Source organism: Roseomonas sp. FDAARGOS_362, assembly GCF_002754815.1.
GTDB lineage: Bacteria > Pseudomonadota > Alphaproteobacteria > Acetobacterales > Acetobacteraceae > Roseomonas > Roseomonas mucosa.
Genome location: NZ_CP024588.1, coordinates 3,054,097 through 3,078,077, shown reverse-complemented (window position 1 = coordinate 3,078,077; position 23,981 = coordinate 3,054,097). Strand labels below are relative to the sequence as shown.

Below are 23,981 nucleotides of genomic sequence, written 5' to 3'. Positions count from 1 at the left end.
TATTTGGGCCCTGACCACTTCGACGGAGGACTACATGTATCCGGACGTCCAACTCTTCATCAACGGAACCTGGCGCGCCGCGACCGGCGGCCGCACGGAGCCGGTGATCAACCCGGCCACCGAGGAGACGATCGGCACCGTGGCCTATGCGTCCCGTGCCGACCTGGACGAGGCGCTGGAGGCCGCGGCGAAGGGCTTCCGGACCTGGCGCGCCACCTCGGCCTTCGAGCGCTACAAGCTGATCCGCAAGGCGGCGAACCTGCTGCGCGAGCGGGCCGACAAGATCGCCCGCATCATGACGCTGGAGCAGGGCAAGCCGCTGGCCGAGGCGAAGATGGAGGTGATGGGCGCCGCCGACACCGCCGACTGGCTGGCCGAGGAAGGCCGCCGCACCTATGGCCGCGTCGTCCCCGCCCGGGCCGAGGGCGTGTACCAGCTGGTGATCAAGGAGCCGGTCGGCCCCGTCGCCGCCTTCACGCCCTGGAACTTCCCGATCAACCAGATCGTGCGCAAGCTCTGCTCGGCGCTGGCCACCGGCTGCTCGATCATCGTCAAGGCGCCGGAGGAGACCCCGGCCTCCCCGGCCGAGCTGATCCGCGCCTTCGCCGATGCGGGCATTCCGGATGGGGTGATCGGCCTCGTCTATGGCGTGCCGGCGGAAATCTCGGAATACCTCATCCCGCACCCGGTGATCCGCAAGATCACCTTCACCGGCTCCACCCCGGTGGGCAAGCAGCTTGCCGCCCTGGCCGGCCAGCACATGAAGCGCGCGACGATGGAGCTCGGCGGCCATGCCCCGGCCTTCGTCTTCGACGACGCGGATGTGGGCCTTGCGGCCAAGACGCTCGCCACCTCCAAGCTGCGCAACGCGGGCCAGGTCTGCGTCTCGCCGACGCGCTTCCTGGTGCAGGAGAAGATCTTCGACCAGTTCGTGGAGCAGTTCTCCGGCCATCTCGCCGCGGCGAAGGTGGGCAACGGGCTGGAGGAAGGCGTGACCATGGGCCCGCTGGCCAATGAGCGCCGCATCCCGTCCATCGAGGGGCTGATCAACGACGCCAGGCAGAAGGGCGCCGAGGTCCGCACCGGCGGCAACCGCATCGGCAACAAGGGCTATTTCTTCGAGCCCACGGTGCTGACCGGCGTGACGCGCGAGATGCGGGCGATGAACGAGGAGCCCTTCGGCCCGCTGGCGCTGATGGTGCCCTTCCGCGACTTCGACGAGGCGGTCGAGGAAGGCAACCGCCTGCCCTTCGGCCTTGCCTCCTACGCCTTCACCCGCTCCGCCAAGACGGCGCAGGCGCTGGGCGACAAGGTCGAGGCCGGCATGATGACCATCAACCACCTGGGCCTCGCCCTGCCGGAAGTGCCCTTCGGCGGCATCAAGGACAGCGGCTACGGCTCCGAAGGCGGCATCGAGGCGCTGGAATCCTACCTGAACACCAAGTTCGTCTCCCAGGCCGGGCTCTGAGCCCAGGCCCCAGGGGATAGGACCCGCGACCAAGGGGGGAAAGGGCTTCGGCCCTTCCCCCTTTTTCGTGGCCACGCCGCCAGGGGTTGCACCTCTGGCCGGCCCCGGGGGAGAGGCGCTGCCTCTCCCGCCGGACCCCCTCTCCGCCGGGGACCGAAGCCGGTCCCCGGACCCCGGGCTTGCGTTGGCGCCGTGTGTTGGCCGTCAGACTGAGGGTTGATCCCTGGGAACAGGTGGAGAGGCGGGGCTCCCGAGAGAAAGAAAGACACCGTTTCCACGCTGACGGCACCGGCAGTCCGCCGGAGAGCCTGGCTCTCCGGCGCGATCCGGCATCAGCGAGTACCAACTCACCGGGTCCAGGGCACGCAGTGTCCTGGCGGATGGGGTTTGGGGAAGGTGGAACCTTCCCCAAGGCGCAACGCCCCCTCAGCCCGGCAGGCTGGCCTCGATCAGCGTATGGGCGGAGCTTTCGAGCGCGCGGGAGGCTGCCTCGTTGCCCAGGGCCGGGGCAACGGCGAAGGCGCCCTCGATCAGCAGTTGCAGGGAATCGCCCAGCGTGGCAGGGGCTCCGGCCTCGGCGCAGAGGCAGCGCAGCGTTTCGCGCATGGCCTGCTTGTGGTGGTCCGCGACCTGCCGCGCCGGGTGGTGCGGGTCGGGGAACTCCGCGATGGCGAGGCCCAGCGGGCAGCCGCGGAAGCCCGGGGTCAGCACCGTCGCCGCCGCCATGTTGACGCAGGCGAGCAGCCGCTCGCGGGGGGAGAGGCTCCGATCCCCGGTAATGCAGGCGAGCTTCTCCTGCGCATCGCAGCGTTCCTGCAGGATCGTCTCGATCAGCGCGTCCTTGGAGGGATAGGCGCGGTAGAGACCCATCTTCGTCGTGCCGGCGGCCCGGCAGATCTCGTCCACGCCGGTGGCATGGATGCCCTGGCGATAGAACAGCTCGCGCGCCGCATCGCGGACACGCTGCGCCACGGGGGGCTTGTCCGATGGCCCCGCCTTCCCGGCGGCTTGCCTTCCGGGCTCCCTGTCCGGGGCCTGGCCGGTCCTGGCTTCGCTCACGGGTCTCTCCCTGCCTCCTTCTGCGCCCGAACGGGCCGGGCCGGCGTGGAGAGAGAACAACCGAGCCTCCGCCGCCGGGCTCCGACAACAAGTCCGGGCCGGTGCCGTCCGGCGGTTCCGGATGGCCCGACCCCTTGTAATGAGACTGACCGGTCCGTATCAATAGGGATGAACCGGTCGGTATCACCCGGCCAGGAGATAGGTCATGCACCCTCCCGAACGCAAGTCCCCCAAGGGCTCCCTGGCCGCCCTTCTCCTCACCTTCGCGGTGGTGGCCCCCTTCCTCCCGCAAGCCGCACTGGCACAGCAGCCGGGCGCCGCCCCGCCCGCCGTCACCGTGGCCCAGCCGCTGCGGCGGCAGATCACCGAATGGGACGAGCATCTCGCCCGGCTGGAACCCTCCGCCCGCGTCCAGCTCCGCGCCCGCGTCTCGGGCCAGGTGGAGGCGGTGCATTTCCGCGACGGACAGGTGGTGCGGCAGGGCGACCTGCTCTTCACCCTCGACCGGCGGCCCTTCGAGATCGCGGTGGACAGCGCCCGGGCCGAGCTGGCGCGCGCCCAGGCCCAGGCCGTGCTGGCGCAGCAGGAGGTGGACCGCACACTGCCGCTGATCAGCAACCGCATCGCCCCGATGGCACAGCTCGATGCCCGCCGCGCCGCCCTGGCCGAGGCCGTGGCGCAGCGCGACGCCGCCCAGGCCGCGCTCCGCAAGGCGCAGCTCGACCTGGAATGGAGCGAGATCCGCGCCCCGATCGGCGGCCGCATCTCCGACCGCCGGGTGGATGCGGGCAACCTGGTGCAGGCCGGCGAAACGCTGCTGACCACGATCCTGCAGATCGACCCGATCTACGCCGTCTTCGACGCGCCGGAAGCCGACTACCTGCGCCTCGCCCGGCTGGCGCGCAGCGGCGCCCGGCCCAGCGACCAGCCCGCCCGCGCGGGCCAGGGCAACCCGGTGGAGATCCGCCTCGCCGACGAGGAAGGCTGGGATCGCCAGGGGCGCATGGACTTCACCGACGTGGCGCTGGACCCGCGCAGCGGCACGGTGCGCGCCCGGGCGGTGCTGGCGAACCCGGACCTGTTCCTGACGCCCGGCGTCTTCGCCCGGCTGCGGCTGCGGACCGGGGCCTCCGACTCCCTGCTGCTGCCCGATGCCGCGGTGGCGGCGGACCAAGCCGAGCGCATGGTTCTGACCGTGGCGCAGGACGGCATGGTGGTGCCGAAGCCGGTTTCGCTCGGCCCGCTGGTGGATGGGTTGCGGGTGATCCGCAGCGGGCTGGCGCCGCAGGACCGGGTGGTGGTGGCGGGGCTGCACCTCGCCCGCCCCGGCAGCCGCGTCACCGCCGAGGCCGGACGCATCGGCCCCGCCAGCGCACAACTCACGCAGGCGCGGTAGCGCCACCCACGCCGCAGGAACCGCGCCATGCGCTTCGCCCGCTTCTTCATCGACCGGCCGGTCTTCGCCGCGGTGATCTCCATCGCCATCACCCTGGTCGGCGGCATCGCCCTGCTGCGCCTGCCGATCAGCGAGTATCCCGACATCGCGCCTCCCACCGTGACGATCACGGCGAACTATCCCGGCGCCTCCGCCGCCACGGTGGCGGAGACCGTGGCCACGCCGATCGAGCAGGAGGTCAATGGCGTGGAGGGGATGCTCTACCTGAACTCCCAGTCCACGGGCGACGGCAGGCTCTCCATCAACGTGGTCTTCCGCCAGGGCACCGACGTGGATGCGGCGCAGGTGCTGGTGCAGAACCGCGTCGCCATCGCCGAGCCGCGCCTGCCGGAGGAGGTGCGGCGGCTGGGGCTGGTGGTGCGCAAGGCCTCGCCCGACCTGATGATGGTCGTGCACATGTATTCGCCGGACGGGTCGCGGGACCAGCAGTACGTCTCCAACTACGCCACGCTGAACGTGCGCGACCGGCTGGCGCGGCTGGACGGGATCGGCGACGTGCAGGTCTTCGGCGCGCGCGACTATTCCATGCGCGTCTGGCTCGACCCGGCGAAGGTGGCGGCGCGCGGGCTCACCGCCGGGGAGGTCGTGGAGGCGCTGCGCCGCGCCAACCTCCAGGTCGCGGCGGGCGGGCTGAACAAGCCGCCGACGGGCGAGACGGGCGCGGGCTTCGAGCTGAACATCCAGGCGCTGGGGCGCCTCGCCACGCCGGAGCAGTTCGGTGAGATCGTGGTCGCCACCAATGCGCGCGGCGCCCCGGTGCGGGTGCGCGACATCGCGCGGGTGGAGCTCGGCAGCCAGGACTATTCCGTTTCCGCCTATCTGGACAATGCGGTGGCGACGGCGATCCCGATCTACCAGCGCCCCGGCTCCAACGCGCTGGCAACCGCCGAGGCGGTGCGCCATACCATGGAGGAGCTGTCGCATTCCTTTCCGCCCGGCATCACCTATGGCGTGGTCTACGACACCACGCACTTCATCGAGCAGTCGATGGAGGCGGTGGTGCACACCTTCGGCGAGGCGGTGCTGCTGGTTGTCGTGGTGGTGGTGCTGTTCCTGCAATCCTGGCGGGCGGCGCTGATCCCGCTTCTGGCGATCCCCGTCTCCATCATCGGCACCTTCGCCGCCATGGCGGCGCTGGGCCTGTCGCTGAACACGCTGTCGATGTTCGGGCTGATCCTGGCCATCGGCATCGTGGTGGATGACGCCATCGTGGTGGTGGAGAACGTGGAGCGGCACCTGGCGCAGGGCGCCACGCCGCGCGACGCCGCCCGCCGCACCATGGACGAGGTGGGCATGGCGCTGGTCGCCATCGCCCTGGTGCTCTGCGCCGTCTTCGTGCCGACCGCCTTCATCTCGGGCATCGCCGGTGCCTTCTACGGCCAGTTCGCGGTGACCATCGCGGTGGCGACGCTGCTCTCGGCGCTGGTCTCGCTCACCCTTTCCCCGGCCCTGGCGGCGCTGCTGCTGCGCCCGCACGCGCATGAGGCGCCGCGCGGGCGCCTCGCCTGGATCGGGGCGCCCTTCCGCTGGTTCTTCCGGGGCTTCAACAGGGTCTTCGACGCGCTCTCCCTGGGCTATGGCGGGCTGACGCGGCGGCTGGTGCGGCTGCCGGTGATCCTGCTGCTGCTCTATGCCGGGCTGCTGCTGGCCACGGGGCAGATGGTGCGGATGACACCCACCGGTCTGATCCCGCCGCTCGACCGCGGCTACCTGATCGCCGCCTTCCAGCTTCCACCCGGCGCCGCCCTGTCGCGCACCGACGCGGTGATCCGCCGTGCCTCGGAGGCGGTGCTGTCCGTGCCGGGGGTGGAACATGCCATCGCCTTCACCGGCTTCGACGGCGCCACCTTCACCAACGCGCCGAACACGGGCGTGATCTTCGTCGGCCTGAAATCCTTCGAGGAACGGGCGAAGGAGGGCGTCAGCTACGGCGCCCTCATCGGCCAGTTGCAGGCGAAGCTGGCGCAGGACCGGGAGGCCCTGGCGCTGGTGATCCCGCCGCCCTCCGTGCCCGGCATCGGCACCGGCGGCGGCTTCAAGCTGTATGTGCAGGACCGGGCCGGGCGCGGGCCGCGGGCGCTGGAACAGGCCACCCAGGCGGTGCTGGCGGCGGCACGGCAGAAGCCGGAGGTCGGCTTCGCCTTCTCGCTCTTCAACACCGCCACCCCCACCCTGCGGGCCGAGGTGGACCGCACCAAGGCGGAGATGCTGGGCGTGCCGCTGGACAAGGTATCGGAAACGCTCTCGGTCTATCTCGGCTCGGCCTTCGTGAACGACTTCAACATCCTCGGCCGCACCTACCGCGTCACCGCCCAGGCCGAGGAGGCGCAGCGCCGCACGCCGCGCGACGTGGCGCTGCTGCGCACCCGCAACGCCGACGGGCAGATGGTGCCGATCGGCGCGCTGGCGAGCTTCCAGGACGACAGCGCCGCCTATCGCGTGCCGCGCTACAACCTCTATCCGGCGGCGGAGATCCAGGGCACGCCCGCGCCCGGCGCTTCCACCGGCCAGGCCATCGCCGCCATGCAGTCGGCGCTGGAGGAGGCGCTGCCCGCCGGCTTCTCCTACGAATGGACGGAGCTCGCCCTGCAGGAGACGACCCAGGGCAACACCGCGCCACTCGCCTTCGGGCTGGCCGTGGTCTTCGTCTTCCTGCTGCTGGCCGCCCTCTACGAGAGCTGGCTGCTGCCGCTGGCGGTGGTGCTGATCGCGCCGATGTCGGTGCTGGCGGCGCTGCTCGGCGTGGTCTGGCGCGGGCTGGACAACAACGTGCTGGTGCAGGTCGGGCTGGTGGTGCTGGTCGGGCTGGCGGCCAAGAATGCCATCCTGATCGTGGAATTCGCCCGCGCCGCCGAGCGCGACGGCATGAGCCGCTGGCAGGCCGCCGAGGCCGCGGCGCACACCCGGCTGCGGCCGATCCTGATGACCTCGCTGGCCTTCATCCTGGGCGTGCTGCCGCTGGCCGTGGCGACGGGCGCGGGCGCGGAGATCCGGCAGAGCCTGGGCACCGCGGTCTTCGCCGGGATGCTGGGCGTGACCGGCTTCGGCCTGCTCTTCACCCCCGTCTTCTACGTGGTCGCCAGCGCCATGGCCCGGCGGCAGGCGCGGCGGGCGGCCGGTGCCGTGGCGCTGGCGGAATGAACCCTTTCCGGCAGGCCGGGTGGCCTGCCGGAAATCGTGATGGCCCTCCCCCCCGATGGCGGGCTGGCGCGAGGCCGCCCCGGATGTGCAATGTCACGCCCTGTGACTGGAGCGTGACAATGCCTGGACGAATGCTGGCGATCCTCCCTGCCCTGTTTCTCTGTGCGGGCCTGATGCGGGTGGAGGCGGCGACGCTGGACGGGGTGACCTTTCCCGACACCCGGACCGTCGCCGGCCACCGGCTGGTGCTGAACGGGACCGCGCTCCGCACCTATTCCATCCTGCATGTGCATATCTACGTGGCCGCGCTGTATCTGGAACGGCCTTCCTCCGATGCCGCGCAGATCCTGGACTCGGACCAGGCGAAGCTCGTCCAGTTCGTCTTCTCCCGGAACATCGATGCCGCCGATGCCCGCAAGTCCTGGGAGGAAGGGCTGGCCGCCAGTTGCCGCGCCCCCTGCCGGCTGCAGCCGCAGGACGTGGCCCGCTTCCTCGACGCCGTTCCGGCCGTGCACAAGGGGGAGAGCGGTTCCCTGCTCTTCACCCGGGACGGGATGGACGTCTTCACCGATGGCCGCTTCATCGGCCGGATCACCGACCCGGCCTTCGCGCGCGTCGTGCTCGCCACCTTCATCGGGCCGCAGAGCCTGCTGCCGGAGGTCCGCGCCGGCCTGCTCAGGCAGCGCTGATCCTTCCCGGCCTCCGCCGGAAGGTTTCACCCGGCCATCGGATTGTCATCCGATCGTCACCCAAGCATCACGCCCGCGACGTGCAGAACGACTAAGCCGCCCACCGAACACGTTCGGATCGACTCATGGCGTCTCAGCGTAACGTCCTCCTCATCGTGGTGGATCAGTGGCGGGCGGATTTCATGCCCGTGCTCGGTGCCGATTTCCTGCGCACGCCGAACCTGGACCGGCTGTGCCGGGAGGGCGTCACCTTCCGCAACCATGTGACCACCGCCGTCCCCTGCGGCCCGGCCCGCGCCAGCCTGCTGACCGGCCTGTACCTGATGAACCACCGCGCGGTGCAGAACACCGTGCCGCTCGACGCGCGCCACATGAACCTGGGCAAGGCGCTGCGCGGCGTGGGCTACGATCCGGCGCTGATCGGCTACACCACCACCACGCCGGACCCGCGCGGCACCAGCCGCAACGATCCGCGCTTCTCCCTGCTGGGCGACCTGATGGAAGGCTTCCGCAGCGTCGGCGCCTTCGAGCCCTCGATGGACGGGTATTTCGGCTGGCTGGCGCAGAAGGGCTATCCCCTGCCGCCGAACCGCGAGGACATCTGGCTGCCGGAAGGCGTGGACGACGTGCCCGGCGCCACCGACCGGCCCAGCCGCATCCCGACCGAGCTTTCCGACACCGCCTATTTCACCGAGCGCGCGCTCACCTACCTGAAGGGCCGCGGCGAGAAGCCCTGGTTCCTGCATCTCGGCTACTGGCGCCCGCACCCGCCCTTCATCGCGCCCGAGCCCTTCAACCGCATGTACCGGCCGGAGCAGATGCCCGCCCCGGTGCGGATGCCGCACTGGCGCGAGGAAGCGGCGCAGCACCCGCTGCTCGACTTCTACCTGCACGGCGTGCAGCGGGGCTCCTTCTTCCATGGCGCCGGCGGCGCGGCGAACGAGATGGCCGAGTCGGAGATCCGCCAGATGCGCGCCACCTATGCCGGGCTGATCTCCGAGGTCGATGCGGCGCTGGGCGAGGTCTTTGCCCATCTCGACGCCACGGACCAGTGGAAGAACACGCTGATCATCTTCACCTCCGACCATGGCGAGCAGCTCGGCGACCACTACCTGTTCGGCAAGATCGGCTTCCACGACGAGAGCTTCCGCATCCCCCTGGTGGTGGTGGACCCGGATGCGCCGGAACAGGCCGGCCGCGTCGAGAGCGCCTTCACCGAGAGTGTGGATGTGCTGCCCAGCATCATTGACTGGCTGGGCGGCGAGGTGCCGCGCGCCTGCGACGGGCGCTCCCTGCTGCCGCTGCTGCACGGCCGGCGCCCCGCCGACTGGCGCGAGCACCTCTTCTACGAATACGATTTCCGCGACGTGTACTACTCGCATCCCGAGGCGCCGCTGGGCCTCGGCATGGATGACTGCTCGCTCTGCGTGGTGCAGGACGAGCAATGGAAATACGTGCATTTCGCGGCACTCCCGCCCCTCCTCTTCAACCTGGAGGAGGACCCGAACCAGTTCGTGAACCTGGCCGACGATCCGGCCCATGCGGCCATCGTCGCGGATTACGCGCAGCGCGCCCTGTCGCACCGCATGCGCCATGCCGAACGCACCCTGACGCATTACCGATCCACGCCCCAGGGCCTGGAGGAGAGAAGCCGATGATCCTGTCCCGCCGCTCCACGCTGCTCGGGGCCGCCGGCCTCGGCGCGGCCGGCCTGCCGCGCTTCGCCATCGCACAGGGGGACCAGCGCCGCAGCATCGACATCGCCGTCCAGAAGATCAGCAACTCCAACACGCTGGAGGTGCTGCGCGAGCAGTCCAATGTCGGCGAGCGGATCTTCTTCTCCTCGATCTGGGAAGGGCTGATCGGCCGCGACTGGCTGGGCGAGCTGCGCGCCGTGCCGCTGCTGGCCACGGAATGGAAGCGGCTGAGCGACAGCGCTGTGGAGCTGAAGCTGCGCCCCGGCGTGCGCTTCCACAACGGCGACGAGATGACGGCCGAGGACGTGGCCTTCTCCTTCGGCCGCGAGCGCATGTTCGGCGACACGCCGGCCACGGCCCAGGGCCGCACCATCGCGGTGAAGGGCGAAGGCATCCCGACCCGCGCGGGCCGCGAGCTGCCGGCCGAGGTGCCCGCCGTCGCGCGCCGCTCCTGGCCGGCGCTGGAGCGTGTCGAGGTGGTGGACCGGTACACCGTCCGCTTCCACAACGCCTCGCCCGACGTGACGCTGGAAGGCCGTCTCGCCCGCTACGGCAGCGAGATCATCTCCCGCCGCGCCTATGTCGAGGCGCCGAGCTGGTTCGACTGGGCGCGCAAGCCCGTCACCACCGGCCCCTACATGGTGGCCGAGTTCAAGCCGGACCAGTCGCTGACCCTGGTGGCACACGATGCCTATTGGGGCGGCCGCCCGCCGCTGAAGCGGATCCGCTTCCTGGAGGTGCCGGAGGTCTCCGCCCGCATCAACGCGCTGCGCTCCGGCGAGGTGCAGTTCGCCTGCGACATCCCGCCCGACCAGATCCCCGGCATCGAGAGCGACGCGGCCTATGAGGTGCAGGGCGGCACCATCCTGAACCACCGCCTGACCGTCTTCGACAAGAACTTCCCCGCCCTGCGGGACGCCCGCGTCCGCCGCGCCTTCACCCATGCGATCGACCGCCAGGCGATCGTGGACAGCCTCTGGAGCGGCCGCACCGTGGTGCCGCGCGGGCTGCAGTGGGACTATTACGGCGACATGTTCATCGCCGACTGGTCGGTGCCGAAATACGACCCGGCCGAGGCGAAGCGCCTGCTGAAGGAGGCGGGCTACAAGGGCGAGCCGATCCCCTACCGCCTGCTGAACAACTACTACACCAACCAGACGCCGACCGCGCAGGTGCTGGTGGAGATGTGGAGCCAGGTGGGCCTGAACGTCCAGATCGAGATGAAGGAGAACTGGACCCAGATCCTGGAGCGCAGCCCGGGCCGTGCGGTGCGCGACTGGTCCAACTCCGCGCCCTTCAACGACCCGGTCTCCTCGCTGGTCGCGCAGCACGGGCCGAACGGGCAGCAGCAGCAGGTGGGCGAGTACAGCAACGAGGAGCTGAACCGGCTCTGCGTGGAGCTGGAGACCAGCACCGACCGCCCCCGCCGCAAGCAGGTCTTCCGCCGGCTGCTGGAGATCGCCGAGCGCGAGGACCCGGCCTATACGGTGCTGCACCAGAACGCGACCTTCACCGCCAAGCGCAAGGACATCCGGTGGAAGGCCGCCCCGGCCTTCGCCATGGAGTTCCGCGCCAACAACTGGACGGCCTGAGGGGACCATGTCCGGCCTGACCCGTCGCGCTGCGCTGGCCTCGGCCGGCGCGGCGCTCTGCCTGCCGCGCCTCGCCATCGCCCAGGGCGCGCGCCCCGCCATCACCGTGGCGGTGCAGAAGATCAGCAACAGCAACTCGCTGGAGATGCTGCGCGAGCAGTCGAATGTCGGCGGCCGGATCTTCTACTCCTATGCCGAGCCGCTGATCGACACGGACTGGACCGGCGACCTGTCGCTGCGTCCGGGGCTCGCCACCTCCTGGCGTCGCCTGGACGCGCAGCGGCTGGAGCTCACGCTGCGCGAGGGCGTGCGCTTCCACGACGGGCGCCCGATGACGGCGGAGGATGTCGTCCATTCCTTCGGCCCGCGCATGTGGGGCGCCGAGGGCAGCCCGCGCAACCCGCCGCCCGAGGCAGTGGCCGTGGCACGCCGCTCCTTTCCCGGCTTCGAGCGGGTGGAGATCGTCGATGCCCGCACGGTGCGCTTCGTCAACCGCACGCCCGACGTGACGCTGGAGGGCAAGCTCAGCCGCTCCCTGGCCACCATCCATTCCGCCGCCGCCTATGAGGCGGTCGGGGACTGGCCGCAATGGTCGCGCCGGCCCGTGGGCACCGGCCCCTACCGCGTCGTGGAGTTCCGCCCGGACCACCATCTGGTCCTGGAGGCCTTCGACGACTACTGGGGCGGTCGCCCGCCGCTTTCGCGCATCCGTTTCCTGGAGGTGCCGGAGGTCGCCGCCCGCATCGCCATGCTGCGATCCGGCGAGGCGGATTTCGCCTGCGACATCCCGCCCGACCAGATCGCCGAGGTCGAGCGCAGCCCGCGCCACGAGGTGGTGGGCGGGTTGATCGGCAACCACCGCATGCTGGTCTTCGACAAGCACCATGCCGCGCTCGCCGATCCACTGGTCCGGCGCGCCCTGACGCATGCGATCGACCGCGAGGCCATCGTGCAGGCGCTGTGGTCCGGCCGCACCCGCGTGCCGCCCGGCCTGCAGTTCGAGTTCTTCGGCGACATGCTGGTGCGCGACTGGACCGTGCCGGAATACGACTTGGCCGAGGCCCGGCGCATGCTGAAGCAGTCCCGCTACCGCGGCGAGCCGATCCCCTACCGCGTGCTGAACAACTACTACACCGCGCAGACCTCGACGGCGCAGATCCTAATCGAGGGCTGGCGCGAGGCCGGGGTGAACGTGCGCATCGAGATGCGGGAGAACTGGTCCCAGATCACCGAGCCGGGGCCGGACCGCGCCATCCGCGACTGGTCCAACGGCGCCTCCTTCGGCGATCCGGTGTCCCAGACCCCGCCGAATTTCGGCCGGCAGGGTTCGGCCTGGGTCGGCGGCGAATGGCGCAACGAGGAGTTCGGCGATCTTTCCGCGGTGCTGGAGAACGCCACCGACGCGGTGCAGCGCCGGCGCGCCTGGGCCCGCATGCTGGAGATCGCTGAGCGTGAGGACCCGGCCTGGACGGTGCTGCACCAGACCGCGAACTTCACCGGCAAGCGCCGCGACATCCGCTGGAAGCCGGCCCAGGCCTTCGTGATGGATTTCCGCGCCGGGAACTGGGGCGCCTGATGCCGCCGAACGAAACGCTCCCGTCCTCTGCGCCGCTCGTCGAAATCCGCAACCTCGCCGTCAGCTTCGACGGCACGCCCGCCCTGCGCGGCGTGGATCTCACCATCGGGCGCGGCGAATCCCTGGCCCTGGTGGGTGAATCCGGCTGCGGCAAGTCGGTCACCTGGCTGGCCGCCCTGGGGCTGCTGCCGCCCAAGGCGCGCGTCACCGGCAGCGTGCGGCTCGATGGCCAGGAGCTCCTGGGCGCCGCGCCAGAGGTGCTGGACCGCGTGCGCGGCGGCCGCGTCGCCATGATCTTCCAGGACCCGGCGAGCAGCCTGAACCCGGTCCACCGGATCGGCCGGCAGATCACCGAGGTGCTGGCCCTGCATCGCGGCATGGCCGGCAGGGCTGCCCGGGCCGAGGCCGAAAGGCTGCTCGACCGGGTCGGCATGCCCGACGCCCGGCGGCGGCTGGATGCCTATCCGCACGAGCTGTCGGGCGGGCAGAACCAGCGCGTGATGATCGCCATGGCGCTCGCCGGCCAGCCGGAGCTGCTGGTGGCGGACGAGCCGACCACCGCGCTGGACGTCACCATCCAGGCGCAGATCCTGGAACTGCTGGCGGAGATCCGCCGCGACACCGGCATGGCGCTGGTGCTGATCAGCCACGACCTCGGCGTGGTGGGGGAAACCTGCGAGCGCGTCTGCGTCCTCTATGCCGGGCGGGTGATCGAGGAGGCCGCCACGGAGCGCCTGCTCAAGGCCCCGCTGCATCCCTACGCGGACGGGCTGCTGGCCGCCCTGCCGCCGATCGACGGGCCGCGCCGCCCGCTCAACGCCATTCCCGGCGCCGTGCCGGAGCCCTGGGCCATGCCTCCGGGCTGCCCCTTCGGCCCGCGCTGCCCCCGCCACGTGGCCGCCTGCGACGCCGCCCTGCCGCGCCTGACCCTGGTGGAGCCCGGCCACCGCGCCGCCTGCTTCCGCCCGGTGCCGCCGCGCGGCATCCCGCCGCTGCCGATCCGGCGCTCGTCGGAGATGCAGTCGGCATGAGCCTTCTCCTGCAGGCCCAGGGCCTCGTGCGCCGCTATGCCATGCGGCGCGGCTTCCTGGGCCGGGCCGCCGAGGTCCGCGCCGTGGACGGCGTGTCGCTGGAACTGCGTCCGGGCGAGACGCTCGGGCTGGTGGGCGAATCCGGCTGCGGCAAGTCCACCACCGGCCGCCTCGTGCTGGGGCTGGAAAGCCCGGACGAGGGCGAGGTCCGCTTCGAGGGCACGCCCATGCCGCCGCCGGGCAGCCCTGCCTGGCGCCGCCAGCGGGCCCGGATGCAGATGGTGTTCCAGGACCCGCTGGGCGCGCTCGACCGCCGGCTGACCGTCGCCGCGCAGATCGCCGAGCCGCTGGAGATCCACGGTCTCGGCGGCGCCTCGGAGCGCGCCGCGAGGACCGAGGCGCTGCTGCGCGCCGTAGGGCTGCGCCCCGACCAGGGCGCGCGCTACCCGCACGAACTGTCCGGCGGGCAGCGGCAGCGTGCCGTGCTGGCCCGCGCCCTGGCCACCGACCCCGCCCTGCTGGTCTGCGACGAGCCGATCAGCGCGCTGGACGTCTCGATCCAGGCGCAGGTGATGAACCTGCTCTGCGAGGTGCAGGAGCGCGCCGGGATCGCCATGCTCTTCGTCAGCCACGACCTGCGCGCGGTGCGCCAGGTCAGCCGCCGGGTGGCGGTGATGTATCTCGGCCGCATCGTGGAGGAAGGCGACCCCGACGCGGTGCTGCACGACCCCGCCCATCCCTATGCGCGCGCCCTGGTCTCCGCCATCCCGCAGCCCGGGCGGAGCGGCCACCGCATCGTGCTCCGCGGCGATCCGCCCAATCCCGCGGCGCGGCCCACCGGCTGCGCCTTCCATCCCCGCTGCCCCGTGGCGGGCCCGCTCTGCCGCCGGGAATCGCCGGCGCTGAAGCTGCGCGGCGACGGCCGCCTCGTCGCCTGCCACGTGGCACAGGGCGACATGACCGCCGGCACCGGCCTGTCGGACACACCCGTGCTGGAAGCCGCCTGAATGCTCCGTTTCCTCGGCATCCGCCTGTTGCGCGCGCTGCTGACCCTGCTGCTGGTGGTCAGCTTCGCCTTCATCGTGCTGCGCCTGTCCGGCGACCCGGCGCTGCTGATCATGAGCGCCGATGCGCCGCCCGAGGCCATCGCCGCCTTCCGCCGCGCCTGGGGCCTCGATGACCCACTCTGGGTGCAGTACCTGCGCTATTTCGGCGCCATCCTGCACGGCGATCTCGGGCAGTCCATGCGCGACGGCCGCTCCGCCATCGAACTGGTGGCGGAACGTGTCCCGGCCACGCTCGCCCTCACCATCCCCGCCCTGCTGATCAAGCTCTGCCTCGGCATCCCGGCCGGCGTCTATGCCGCCCTGCACCGCAATTCCTGGATCGACCGGGGCGTGATGTTCCTGGCCGTCGCCGGCTTCACCGTGCCCTCCTTCGTGCTGGGCCTGGTGCTGGTGCTGGTCTTTGCGGTGCAGCTCGGCTGGCTGCCTTCGGGCGGGCAGGACAGCTGGCGGCACGCCATCCTGCCGGTGATCACCCTGGGCATGGGCGGGGCCGCCGTGCTGGCGCGCTTCACCCGCTCCGCCATGCTGGAGGTCCTGGGCCAGCCCTACATGCGCACCGCCCTCGCCAAGGGGGTGCCCTGGCACGCCGCCGTGCGCCGCCACGCGCTGCCCAACGCCGCCATCCCCACCGTGACCATCGTGGGCTTCATGGTGGGCAGCCTGCTGGCCGGCGCGGTGGTGGTGGAAAGCGTCTTCTCCTGGCCCGGCGTCGGCCGCCTGCTGGTGGTGGCGGTGGCGAACCGGGACCTGGCGGTGGTGCAGTGCATCCTGCTGCTGGTGGCCGCCACCATGGTGGCGGCGAACCTCGTCGTGGACCTGCTCTATGGCGTCCTCGATCCGCGCCTGCGGGTCGGCGCCGCCAGCGCGCATTGAGGCAGAGCCGCATGTCCGACCTCGCCCTCCCCGCCGCGCCCGCTTCCGCCCCGGCCATCACGGCGCCGCCCGCACCGAAGCGCGTCCCCGTCCCGCTGCCCGTGCTGCTCGGCCTGGGCTGGGTGGTGCTGATGCTGACGGTGGCCTTCACCGCGGACTGGATCAGCCCCTTCCCCATCACCGCGCTCGACCTGCGGTCGCGCCTCGCCCCGCCGGTCGGGCTGGGGGGCACCTGGCTGCATCCGCTGGGCACGGACGAGCTGGGCCGCGACGTGCTGAGCCGGCTCATCGCCTCGATCCGCATGAGCCTGCTGATCGCCTTCGGCGCCACCGCCATCTCGGCGGTGCTGGGCACGCTGCTGGGCTTCCTGGCCGCGCATTTCCGTGGGCTGGTGGAACAGGCGGTGATGGCGCTGGTGGATTTCCAGGCGGCCATGCCCTTTCTGATCCTGGCGCTGGCGGTGCTGGCCTTCTTCGGCAACAGCCTGCCGCTCTTCATCTGCCTGCTCGGCCTCAACGGCTGGGAACGCTATGCCCGCATCGCCCGGGGCCTCGCCATCAGCGCCGGCGCCCAGGGCTACGCGGCGGCGGTGCGCCAGCTCGGCGCCTCGCCCTGGCGCATCTATGGCCGCCACGTGCTGCCCAACATCGCCTCGACCCTGATCGTGTCGATGACGCTGGCCTTCCCGGAGATCATCCTGCTGGAAAGCGGACTCTCCTTCCTGGGCCTGGGTGTGCAGCCGCCGATGACCTCGCTGGGCAACATGGTGGGTTATGGGCGCGAGTACCTGACCCGCGCCCCCTGGATCCTGCTCGCCCCCTCCGCCGTGATCGTGCTGACCACCCTCTCGGTCAGCCTGATCGGCGACTGGCTGCGCGACCGGCTGGACCCGACCCTGCGGTAGGCCGCCGGGTTTCGCCTGGGGCGACACGCTGGGGCGACACGCTGTGGCGTCGCACTTGTGGCCAGCCCCGGGGGAGGCTCCGCCTGCCCCCGGAACCCCCACCGCCGGGGACATGGTATGTCCCCGGACCCCGCCTTTCATTGGCTCGGGGTGGAAAGGTTGGTCTCCCGTCTGAACCCGGAGAGCAGGTGGATCAGCGGGGCTCCCCGGAAGAAGAAAGACGCCGTGTCCGCGCGACCTGCACTGGCAGTCGCCGGAGAGCGATGCTCTCCGGCGTGATCCGGCCACAGAGAGCGCCAACGAAAATGGGTCCAGGGCCCGCAGGGTCCTGGCGGAGTGGGGGTTTGGGGGCGAGGCGGCGCCTTGCCCCCAACCACGGCGCCCCCATGACGGGCGAGGAGCGTTACATCGGCCCTGGCGGCAGGGGCGAGCCGTCGATCAGGCGGACATAGCGGAAGGGCGTCGGATCGACGATCGGCGCATCGCCCGCCACCAGATCCGCAGCCAGCCTTCCGGCCCCCGGGCCGATGCCGAAGCCATGGCCGCTGAAGCCGGTGGAGAGGGTCAGCCCCGGCAGCTTCTCCACCGGGGAGATCACCGGCACCGCATCGGGCATGAAGTCGATCCAGCCGCCCCAGGCGTTCTTCATGCGGATGCCGGCCAGGGCCGGATAGGCTTCCACGAGCTGCTTCAGCGCCTCGTCCACCGTGCCGGTATCGGGCGCGGGGTCGAAGACGCGGATACGCTCGAAGGGGGTGGGCTTGTCCGCGCTCCAGCGGCCCAGCGCCTCCGGTCCTTCGAGAAAGGAGCGGCCGACACTGATCTTCACGCCGCCCGCGCGCCGCTTGAGGAAGGCCGGCCAGAACTTGCGGGCGTAGCGCAGCCCCTGCGGCGTCAGCTCCACCAGCCCGCGCCCGCGGATGGAGACGGTGTAGCCACCATCCAGCCGCCGCCGGATGACGAAGCCCGGGGTGGAGAGCCCGCCCGCGGTCACTTCCGGCGCCTCGGTGGTGGAGAAGGCGGTGGAGCGCGCCCCGGCCTGCGGCAGGTCGATGCCCAGGCTACGGCAGAACATCGAGGACCAGGCGCCGCCGGCGAGGAGCACGGCCTGGGTGCGGATCGTGCCCTTTTCCGTCACCACCGCCGAGACGCGGCCGCCCTGGGTCTCCAGCCCGCGTGCGGCGCAGCCCTGGTGGATGGTGACGCCCCGCCGCCGCGCCGCCTCGGCCAAGGCGGGTGCCGCCTTGGAAGGCTCGGCACGGCCGTCGGTGGGCGAATGCACGCCGCCGATCCACTTCTTCGTGCAGCCCGGCGTCAGCGCGTTCGCTTCCTCGGCGGTGAGCATCCGGCTGTGCACCTGGTATTCGCGGGCGAGGTTCGACCACTCCTCCCATTCGTCCAGGTCTGACTGCTTGTCCGTGGTGTAGACCAGCCCGGTGCGGCGGAAGCTGACATCGGCGCCGATCTCCTCGCTCAGCCGGCCCCAGAGCTCCAGGCTGTACTTGATCAGCGGCAGCTCGCGCTCGTCGCGGTTCTGTTGCCGGCACCAGCCCCAGTTGCGGCTGGACTGCTCGCCCGCGATCACGCCCTTCTCGATCAGCGCGACCGAATGCCCCTTCCCGGCAAGGTGCCAGGCCGCCGAGACGCCGGCGATGCCGCCGCCGATCACCACCACATCGGCGGCTTCCGGCAGCTTCGGGTCACTCTGGACTTGATCGACGGGCGGCGACATGAGCGGTGTTGTCCTGGGTCAGAAGAGACGGGCGGAAGCCTTCAGCCGGCGGCCTGCAGGTCGAGGTCGTCGCGGATGCAGGCGGTGAGGTGGCCGGGCGCGACCGCGCGCAGCGGCGGCCGGTCCGCCGCGCAGGCCGGGAGGGCATAGGGGCAGCGGGTGCGGAAGGAACAGCCGGAAGGCGGGTCGAGCGGACTCGGCACGTCGCCCGTCAGCACGATGCGCTTGCGGCGGCGCGTCGGGTCCGGGTTCGGGGCGGCGGAAAGCAGCGCCTCGGTATAGGGATGGCGCGGCGCGGCGAAGAGCGAACGTGTTTCCGCGATCTCCACCAGCCGGCCGAGATACATCACCGCCACGCGGTCGGACATGTGTCCCACCACGGCGAGGTCATGCGCGATGACCAGCATGGTCAGGCCCAGCCGGTCGCGCAGCTCCAGCATCAGGTTCACCACCTGCGCCTGGATGGAGACGTCGAGCGCGCTCACCGGCTCGTCCGCCACGATGAAGTCCGGCCGCGTCACCAGCGCGCGCGCCAGGCCGACGCGCTGCCGCTGTCCGCCGGAGAACTCGTGCGGATAGCGCTGCGCGTGCTGCGGCAGCAGGCCGACGAGGCGCAGCGCCTCCTCCACCTTCTCCATGCGGTCGGCCGGGGTCTCGCCGATGCCGTGGATCTCCAGCGGCGAGGCGACGATCCGCTCCACCGTCATGCGCGGGTTCAGCGAGGCATAGGGGTCCTGGAAGACCAGCTGCATCTGCCGCCGCAGCGGGCGCAGCCGGGCGCGCGACAGGTTGGTGATGTCCTCGCCCTTGAAGCGGATGCTGCCCTCGGTGGGCTCCAGCAGGCGCAGCGCGGTGCGGCCCACCGTGCTCTTGCCCGAGCCGGATTCGCCGACGAGGCTCAGGATCTCTCCCGGGTGGATCGAGAAGGAGAGCCCGTCGATGGCGCGGAGCTGCTGCCGTCCCCGGCCGAAGAGCCCTCCGCCCACGGGGAAATGCTTGTGGAGGCCCCGCACCTCCAGCACCGGCGCGGAAGGTGCTGCCACGTCGCTCACGATACCCCCTGCGCCGCGAGGGCGCCGGACAGCTCGCGCCAGCGGAAGCAGCGGCTGAGATGCCCGCCGCCGGTCTCTTCCAGGGGCGGCACCGCGCTGTCGCAGGGGTCGGGCCGGTGATGCGCGCAGCGCGGGGCGAAGGCGCAGCCCGGCGGCGGGTGGCGCGGGTCCGGCACCTGCCCGGGAATGGCGAAGAGCGGCTCGCGCCGCTGCCCCGCGAGGTCGAGGCGCGGCACGGAGCGCATCAGCCCGGCGGTATAGGGCATGCGTGGGCTCCGGAAGAGCGGCAGCAGTTCCGCCTGCTCCACCACCCGGCCCGCATACATCACCATCACCCGGTCGGCGATCTCCGCCACCACGCCGAGATTGTGGGTGATGAAGATCATCGCCATGCCGGTCTGCTTCTGCAGCCGGGCGAGGAGTTCCAGGATCTGCGCCTGGATGGTGACGTCCAGCGCCGTGGTCGGCTCGTCGGCGATCAGCAGCTCCGGCCCGCAGGACAGCGCCATGGCGATCATCGCCCGCTGCCGCATGCCGCCGGAAAGCTGGTGCGGATAGGCGGACAGGCGCCGCTTCGGATCGGGGATGCCGACGAGGTCCAGCAGCTCCGCCGCCCGCCCTTCGGCGGCGCGCCGGCCGACCCCCTCATGGAAGCGGATCGCCTCCGCGATCTGCGCGCCGATCGTGTGCACCGGGTTGAAGGAGGTCATCGGCTCCTGGAAGACCATGGCGACCTTCGCGGTGCGCATCGCGCGCATCTCCTCCTCCCGCAGGGCGAGGAGATCCACCGTGTTGCCGTCCTTCCGGCGCAGCAGCACCTGCCCCTCCACCCGGCAGGCGGGGGCGGGCGGCGTCAGGCGCAGCAGGGCCAGGCTGGTGACGCTCTTGCCCGAGCCGGACTCGCCGACCAGGGCCAGGGTCTCACCCCGGCGCACCTCGAAGGATACGTCCTGCACTGCCGGCAGCGCGCCGAAGCGGACGTTCAGCCCGCGCACCTCCAGCACGTTCTCCGCCGGCATGGCTCCCGGCGCCGGGCCTGCCGCCGCGCCGGTCTCCGGCGCGGGAAGGGTGGCGGATCGGGTCACCGCCCCGCCGCCCGCGGGTCCAGCGCATCGCGCAGCCCGTCGCCCAGGAAGTTGAAGCAGGTCACCGTCAGCGCGATCACCGCTCCGGGGATGATGGCGAGCCATGGGGCGCTGCCGAGATAGGTCTGCGCGTTGTCGAGCATGTTGCCCCAGCTCGGCGTCGGCGGCTGGATACCGTAGCCGAGGAAGCTGATGTAGGATTCCGCCAGGATCGCGTGCGCCACGTTCAGCGTGGCCGAGACCACGATCGGCGCCAGCGCGTTGGGCAGAAGCTCCCGCAGCATGATCCGCGTGTCGCCCGCGCCGCTCGCCTCCGCCGCCACGGCGAAGTCGCGCTCCCGCAGCGCGCGGATCTGTGCCTCCACGATGCGCGCCACTTCCATCCAGGCGGTCAGCGCGATCAGGACGATGATGCTCACCACATCCGGCTGCACGAAGGCCGCCAGGGCCAGCAGCAGGAAGATGCTGGGAAAGCAGAGCATCGCATCGACGAAGCGCATCAGCACCGCCCCCACCACCCCGCCATAGAAGCCTGCGACGAGGCCCACGCTGATGCCGATCAGCATCGACAGCGCCATGGCGGCGAAGCCGACGGCGAGCGAGATGCGCCCCGCCATCAGCAGCCGCGCCAGCGTGTCGCGGCCGAGCTGGTCGGTGCCCAGGACATGCGGCCCGGCGAAGGGCGGCGCGAAGCGGGCGCGCAGGTCGATATACAGGTCGTCATAGGGCAGCAGATGCGGCCCGAAGGCGCAGAGCAGCACCAGGACGAGGATGGTGACGGCGCCGAACAGCGCCAGCCGGTGCCGCAGGAAGCGGCGCAGCGCCGGGTTGCCGGCGCGGCGGGCCGGGGCGGCGGCCAGGGGGGCAATCGTGGCATCGCTGGGCATGGCGCAGCCGCCTATTTCAGCCGCAGGCGCGGATCGGCCACGCCATAGAGCAGGTCCGCCATCAGGCTGCCCAGCAGCACCAGCACCGCGGTGAACATCAGGATGCCCATCACCACCGGATAGTCGCGGTAGCTGATGGAATCGAGGAAGAGCCGCCCCATGCCCGGCCAGGTGAAGACCGTCTCTGTCACCAGGGCCCCGCCCAGCAGGTTCGGAAGCTGCAGCCCGGCCACGGTGATCATCGGCAGCAGCGCGTTGCGCACCGTGTGGTGCAGCAGGATGCGCCGCTCCGGGATGCCCTTGGCCCGGGCGGTGCGCACGAAGTCCTGGTGCAGCACGTCGATCATGGAGGAGCGCATGTAGCGGCTCCAGATCGCGGTGGAGACCAGGGCCAGCACCAGGGAGGGCGCGATCAGGTGGTGCAGCTGATCCAGGAAGGAGCCGTCGCCCATCGTGTAGCGGTTGCCCGCCGGCAGGATGTCGAGATGCACCGAGAAGATGAAGATCACCACCAGCCCGAACCAGAAGGTCGGGATGGAGAGCGCCACCATGGAGCCCACCGTCACCAGCATGTCGAAGAAGGAGTAGCGCCGGATCGCGCTCAGCACGCCGAGCCAGCAGCCCAGCACCATGGCGATCAGGGTGGAGGTGACCATCAGCTCCAGCGTCGCGCCGAGATGCGAGCCGATCACGGCGAGCACCGGCTGCTGGTCGCGGTAGGAACGGCCCCAGTCGCCCACCAGCATCCGCCCCAGCCATTCCAGGTACTGCACCGGCAGGGGCCGGTCGAGGCCGAGCTGGCGCTCGACGCGGGCGATGTCCTCCGGCGACATCTCGCCGCCCGCCATGAACTGCGACATCGGCCCGCCGGGCGCCAGGTGCAGGATGGCGAAGCCGATCATCGAGACCAGCAGCAGCAGGACCAGCGACTGCAGCAGGCGAAGGGTGAGGTAGCGCCTCATCGGGCGCCGCGCCCCGTCTCAGCCCCCACCGCTCAGCGAGCCCAGTACCAGGTCGCGATGTTCCAGCAGTTGGACTGCACGTTGATGTTCGGCTTGTAGCCGACCAGCCCCTCCTTGAGTCCTTCCACCGGCGCGGGCTGGTAGATCGGCAGGATCGCCAGGTCGTCGCGCACCAGGACCTGCACCTTCTGGTAGGCGGCGCGGCGTTCCTCGCGGTCGAAGGTCGCCGTGGCTTCCTCCAGCAGCCGGTCCACCTCCGGGTTGGAATACTGCATGGTGTTGGAGCCGGCGCCGCCCTTGGCAGGGATGGCCTTGCTGCTGAAGCGATAGGCGCAGTCCGGGTCGTTGCCAGTCTGGTAGGTGGCGGAGACCAGCACCGACTGGTACTTCGACATGGTGAAGAACTCGCCCCAGATCACCGCCGCCGGCATGTTGGCGATCTTCATCGAGGCGCCGATATTCTGCCAGTCCTGTGCCAGGAGCTGCTGCACCTGCTCGCGCAGCGGGTTGCCGGCGGTGGTGGAGGAGTTGAACTCCAGCCGTACGCCGTTCTTCTCGCGGATGCCGCGCGCGCCGCGCTTCCAGCCCGCCTCGTCGAGGATCCTGTTGGCGGCCGCGGGATCGTAGCGATGCGCCGGCAGGTCCGCGTTGTAGGCCCAGGACTGGCGCGGATAGAAGGATTCCGTAGGCTTCGGCAGACCGTAATAGACGATGTCGGTAATCGCCTGCTTGTTGATGCCGTGATACAGCGCCTGCCGCACCGCCTTGTCGGCCAGCGCGGGGAATTCCAGGTTCGGCGCGATCGCCTCCACCTGTTGGCTGGGATTCACCGAGAGCACGAGGCCCTTCAGCTTCTTCGCCTCCTCGTAGAAGTTGGCGAGGATGCCCTGGGTGCCGGCATGGTCGATCTGCCCGGTTCGGAACTGGGTGTAGAGCACCGTCAGGTCCGGGATGTACTTGAAGACCAGCCGCTCCAGATACGGGCCCGTGCCATGGTACCTGGTGTTGGCCAACAGGGTCAGGTGGTCGCCCGGCACGCGTTCGCCCCAGCGGAAGGGGCCGGTGCCGACCGGCGCGTTGCTGAAGGGTGCGGTGTTGGGATCGGAAGCCGAGGCCAGCAGGTGCTTCGGCACGATGAAGGTCCAGGCCAGCAGGGAGAGATAGGGCGAATACGCCTTCTCCATGCGCCAGGAGATCTCGTGCGGCCCCTTGATCGTGATGTCGCGGACGAGATTGGCGCCCAGTCGCGTCCTGGCCCGGAAGGCCGGGTTGTTCAGAAGGTCGATGGTGAACTTCACGTCCTCGGCGGTGAAGGGCGTGCCGTCATGCCAGGTGACGCCCTCCTTCAGCCTGATCGTCCAGGACAGCCCATCCCTGGAGATGCCGCCATTCTCGACCGAGGGCACCTCCTTTGCCAGGGCCGGCGTCAGGTTGCCGTCGGGATCGACGCCCCAGAGCGGGTCGAAGAGGTTCCACCAGACGCCCTGGTCCACCTCGATGGCGGGCATCAGCGGGTTGAAGACGGTGGGTTCCTGCGACAGGCCGACCACCACCTGCCCACGTGGCGCGGGCGGCGGCGGCGGGACGTTCTGCGCCCGCGCGCCGGTCACGGCGAAAGGCAGTGCGGCACCCGCCCCGAGAAGGAGGCGGCGCGGCAGGCCGAGGCTGTTTTCGCGCGAGCGAGACATGACGGATCCCCATCCGTTGCT

18 protein-coding genes are annotated in these 23,981 nt (G+C 70.9%); 11 read left to right on the top strand and 7 right to left on the bottom strand.

Going from position 1 to position 23,981, the window contains the following annotated elements:
• Positions 1–34: 34 nt before the first annotated feature.
• Positions 35–1,468: an NAD-dependent succinate-semialdehyde dehydrogenase gene (locus CTJ15_RS18635; RefSeq protein WP_075822052.1), complete on the top strand. Its 1,434-nt coding sequence runs from the start codon at positions 35–37 to the stop codon at positions 1,466–1,468.
• A 426-nt stretch (positions 1,469–1,894) separates the two neighbouring features.
• Here the strand turns inward: CTJ15_RS18635 and CTJ15_RS18630 are convergent, their stop codons facing one another.
• On the bottom strand, positions 1,895–2,440 hold the full coding sequence (locus tag CTJ15_RS18630; protein ID WP_019463240.1) for a TetR/AcrR family transcriptional regulator: 546 nt from the start codon (positions 2,438–2,440) through the stop codon (positions 1,895–1,897).
• 292 nt (positions 2,441–2,732) lie between these two features.
• Here CTJ15_RS18630 and CTJ15_RS18625 point away from each other — a divergent pair, with 292 nt between their 5' ends.
• From CTJ15_RS18625 to CTJ15_RS18580, 10 genes are all read left to right on the top strand, one after another.
• The gene (locus CTJ15_RS18625) at positions 2,733–3,923 is read left to right on the top strand and encodes an efflux RND transporter periplasmic adaptor subunit (protein ID WP_099781825.1); all 1,191 of its coding nucleotides are present in this window, start codon (positions 2,733–2,735) and stop codon (positions 3,921–3,923) included.
• A 27-nt stretch (positions 3,924–3,950) separates the two neighbouring features.
• Positions 3,951–7,124 (top strand): efflux RND transporter permease subunit, encoded by a 3,174-nt coding sequence (locus CTJ15_RS18620; RefSeq protein ID WP_099781824.1) that lies wholly within the window; start codon positions 3,951–3,953, stop codon positions 7,122–7,124.
• Positions 7,125–7,243: 119 nt separating this feature from the next.
• A complete protein-coding gene (locus CTJ15_RS18615) occupies positions 7,244–7,813 on the top strand; it encodes a chalcone isomerase family protein (protein ID WP_193009619.1) in 570 nt (189 codons plus the stop codon).
• A gap of 125 nt (positions 7,814–7,938) precedes the next feature.
• Positions 7,939–9,471 carry a phosphoric/sulfuric ester hydrolase PehA gene (gene pehA, locus CTJ15_RS18610; protein WP_099781822.1) on the top strand — a complete coding sequence of 511 codons (1,533 nt, stop codon included), beginning with the start codon at positions 7,939–7,941 and terminating at the stop codon, positions 9,469–9,471.
• Positions 9,468–11,102: an ABC transporter substrate-binding protein gene (locus tag CTJ15_RS18605; RefSeq protein ID WP_019459219.1), complete on the top strand. Its 1,635-nt coding sequence runs from the start codon at positions 9,468–9,470 to the stop codon at positions 11,100–11,102. Before pehA ends, CTJ15_RS18605 begins: the two co-directional genes overlap by 4 nt.
• A gap of 7 nt (positions 11,103–11,109) precedes the next feature.
• On the top strand, positions 11,110–12,678 hold the full coding sequence (locus CTJ15_RS18600; RefSeq protein ID WP_099781821.1) for an ABC transporter substrate-binding protein: 1,569 nt from the start codon (positions 11,110–11,112) through the stop codon (positions 12,676–12,678).
• Positions 12,678–13,709, top strand: a complete 1,032-nt coding sequence (locus tag CTJ15_RS18595) for an ABC transporter ATP-binding protein (protein WP_099781820.1) — start codon at positions 12,678–12,680, stop codon at positions 13,707–13,709. Before CTJ15_RS18600 ends, CTJ15_RS18595 begins: the two co-directional genes overlap by 1 nt.
• Positions 13,706–14,716: an ABC transporter ATP-binding protein gene (locus tag CTJ15_RS18590; protein ID WP_099781819.1), complete on the top strand. Its 1,011-nt coding sequence runs from the start codon at positions 13,706–13,708 to the stop codon at positions 14,714–14,716. Before CTJ15_RS18595 ends, CTJ15_RS18590 begins: the two co-directional genes overlap by 4 nt.
• Positions 14,717–15,649 carry an ABC transporter permease gene (locus tag CTJ15_RS18585; protein ID WP_058390170.1) on the top strand — a complete coding sequence of 311 codons (933 nt, stop codon included), beginning with the start codon at positions 14,717–14,719 and terminating at the stop codon, positions 15,647–15,649.
• Positions 15,650–15,660: 11 nt separating this feature from the next.
• The gene (locus CTJ15_RS18580) at positions 15,661–16,554 is read left to right on the top strand and encodes an ABC transporter permease (RefSeq protein ID WP_019459223.1); all 894 of its coding nucleotides are present in this window, start codon (positions 15,661–15,663) and stop codon (positions 16,552–16,554) included.
• Between the two features lie 403 nt (positions 16,555–16,957).
• Here the strand turns inward: CTJ15_RS18580 and CTJ15_RS18575 are convergent, their stop codons facing one another.
• The 6 genes from CTJ15_RS18575 to CTJ15_RS18550 form a co-directional block, all read right to left on the bottom strand.
• A complete protein-coding gene (locus tag CTJ15_RS18575; protein ID WP_019459224.1) occupies positions 16,958–18,286 on the bottom strand; it encodes an FAD-binding oxidoreductase in 1,329 nt (442 codons plus the stop codon).
• 41 nt (positions 18,287–18,327) lie between these two features.
• Positions 18,328–19,341, bottom strand: a complete 1,014-nt coding sequence (locus CTJ15_RS18570) for an ABC transporter ATP-binding protein (protein WP_369924198.1) — start codon at positions 19,339–19,341, stop codon at positions 18,328–18,330.
• On the bottom strand, positions 19,335–20,357 hold the full coding sequence (locus CTJ15_RS18565; protein WP_099781818.1) for an ABC transporter ATP-binding protein: 1,023 nt from the start codon (positions 20,355–20,357) through the stop codon (positions 19,335–19,337). The genes CTJ15_RS18570 and CTJ15_RS18565 overlap by 7 nt, the downstream gene beginning before the upstream one ends.
• A 62-nt stretch (positions 20,358–20,419) precedes the next feature.
• The gene (locus tag CTJ15_RS18560) at positions 20,420–21,310 is read right to left on the bottom strand and encodes an ABC transporter permease (RefSeq protein ID WP_075822927.1); all 891 of its coding nucleotides are present in this window, start codon (positions 21,308–21,310) and stop codon (positions 20,420–20,422) included.
• A gap of 11 nt (positions 21,311–21,321) precedes the next feature.
• A complete protein-coding gene (locus tag CTJ15_RS18555) occupies positions 21,322–22,272 on the bottom strand; it encodes an ABC transporter permease (RefSeq protein WP_075822926.1) in 951 nt (316 codons plus the stop codon).
• A gap of 32 nt (positions 22,273–22,304) precedes the next feature.
• The gene (locus CTJ15_RS18550) at positions 22,305–23,960 is read right to left on the bottom strand and encodes a peptide ABC transporter substrate-binding protein (RefSeq protein WP_075822925.1); all 1,656 of its coding nucleotides are present in this window, start codon (positions 23,958–23,960) and stop codon (positions 22,305–22,307) included.
• Positions 23,961–23,981: the final 21 nt, after the last annotated feature.

What these genes read in the sequence shown, in the direction of transcription:
- CTJ15_RS18590 (WP_099781819.1), top strand. Translation starts at nt 13,706, where the DNA reads ATGAGCCTTCTCCTGCAGGCCCAGGGCCTCGTGCGCCGCTATGCCATG.
- CTJ15_RS18555 (WP_075822926.1), bottom strand. Translation starts at nt 22,272, where the DNA reads ATGAGGCGCTACCTCACCCTTCGCCTGCTGCAGTCGCTGGTCCTGCTG.
- CTJ15_RS18620 (WP_099781824.1), top strand. Translation starts at nt 3,951, where the DNA reads ATGCGCTTCGCCCGCTTCTTCATCGACCGGCCGGTCTTCGCCGCGGTG.
- CTJ15_RS18560 (WP_075822927.1), bottom strand. Translation starts at nt 21,310, where the DNA reads ATGCCCAGCGATGCCACGATTGCCCCCCTGGCCGCCGCCCCGGCCCGC.
- CTJ15_RS18550 (WP_075822925.1), bottom strand. Translation starts at nt 23,960, where the DNA reads ATGTCTCGCTCGCGCGAAAACAGCCTCGGCCTGCCGCGCCGCCTCCTT.
- CTJ15_RS18635 (WP_075822052.1), top strand. Translation starts at nt 35, where the DNA reads ATGTATCCGGACGTCCAACTCTTCATCAACGGAACCTGGCGCGCCGCG.
- CTJ15_RS18625 (WP_099781825.1), top strand. Translation starts at nt 2,733, where the DNA reads ATGCACCCTCCCGAACGCAAGTCCCCCAAGGGCTCCCTGGCCGCCCTT.
- CTJ15_RS18585 (WP_058390170.1), top strand. Translation starts at nt 14,717, where the DNA reads ATGCTCCGTTTCCTCGGCATCCGCCTGTTGCGCGCGCTGCTGACCCTG.
- CTJ15_RS18580 (WP_019459223.1), top strand. Translation starts at nt 15,661, where the DNA reads ATGTCCGACCTCGCCCTCCCCGCCGCGCCCGCTTCCGCCCCGGCCATC.
- CTJ15_RS18595 (WP_099781820.1), top strand. Translation starts at nt 12,678, where the DNA reads ATGCCGCCGAACGAAACGCTCCCGTCCTCTGCGCCGCTCGTCGAAATC.
- pehA (WP_099781822.1), top strand. Translation starts at nt 7,939, where the DNA reads ATGGCGTCTCAGCGTAACGTCCTCCTCATCGTGGTGGATCAGTGGCGG.
- CTJ15_RS18605 (WP_019459219.1), top strand. Translation starts at nt 9,468, where the DNA reads ATGATCCTGTCCCGCCGCTCCACGCTGCTCGGGGCCGCCGGCCTCGGC.
- CTJ15_RS18600 (WP_099781821.1), top strand. Translation starts at nt 11,110, where the DNA reads ATGTCCGGCCTGACCCGTCGCGCTGCGCTGGCCTCGGCCGGCGCGGCG.
- CTJ15_RS18565 (WP_099781818.1), bottom strand. Translation starts at nt 20,357, where the DNA reads ATGCCGGCGGAGAACGTGCTGGAGGTGCGCGGGCTGAACGTCCGCTTC.
- CTJ15_RS18615 (WP_193009619.1), top strand. Translation starts at nt 7,244, where the DNA reads ATGCCTGGACGAATGCTGGCGATCCTCCCTGCCCTGTTTCTCTGTGCG.
- CTJ15_RS18575 (WP_019459224.1), bottom strand. Translation starts at nt 18,286, where the DNA reads ATGTCGCCGCCCGTCGATCAAGTCCAGAGTGACCCGAAGCTGCCGGAA.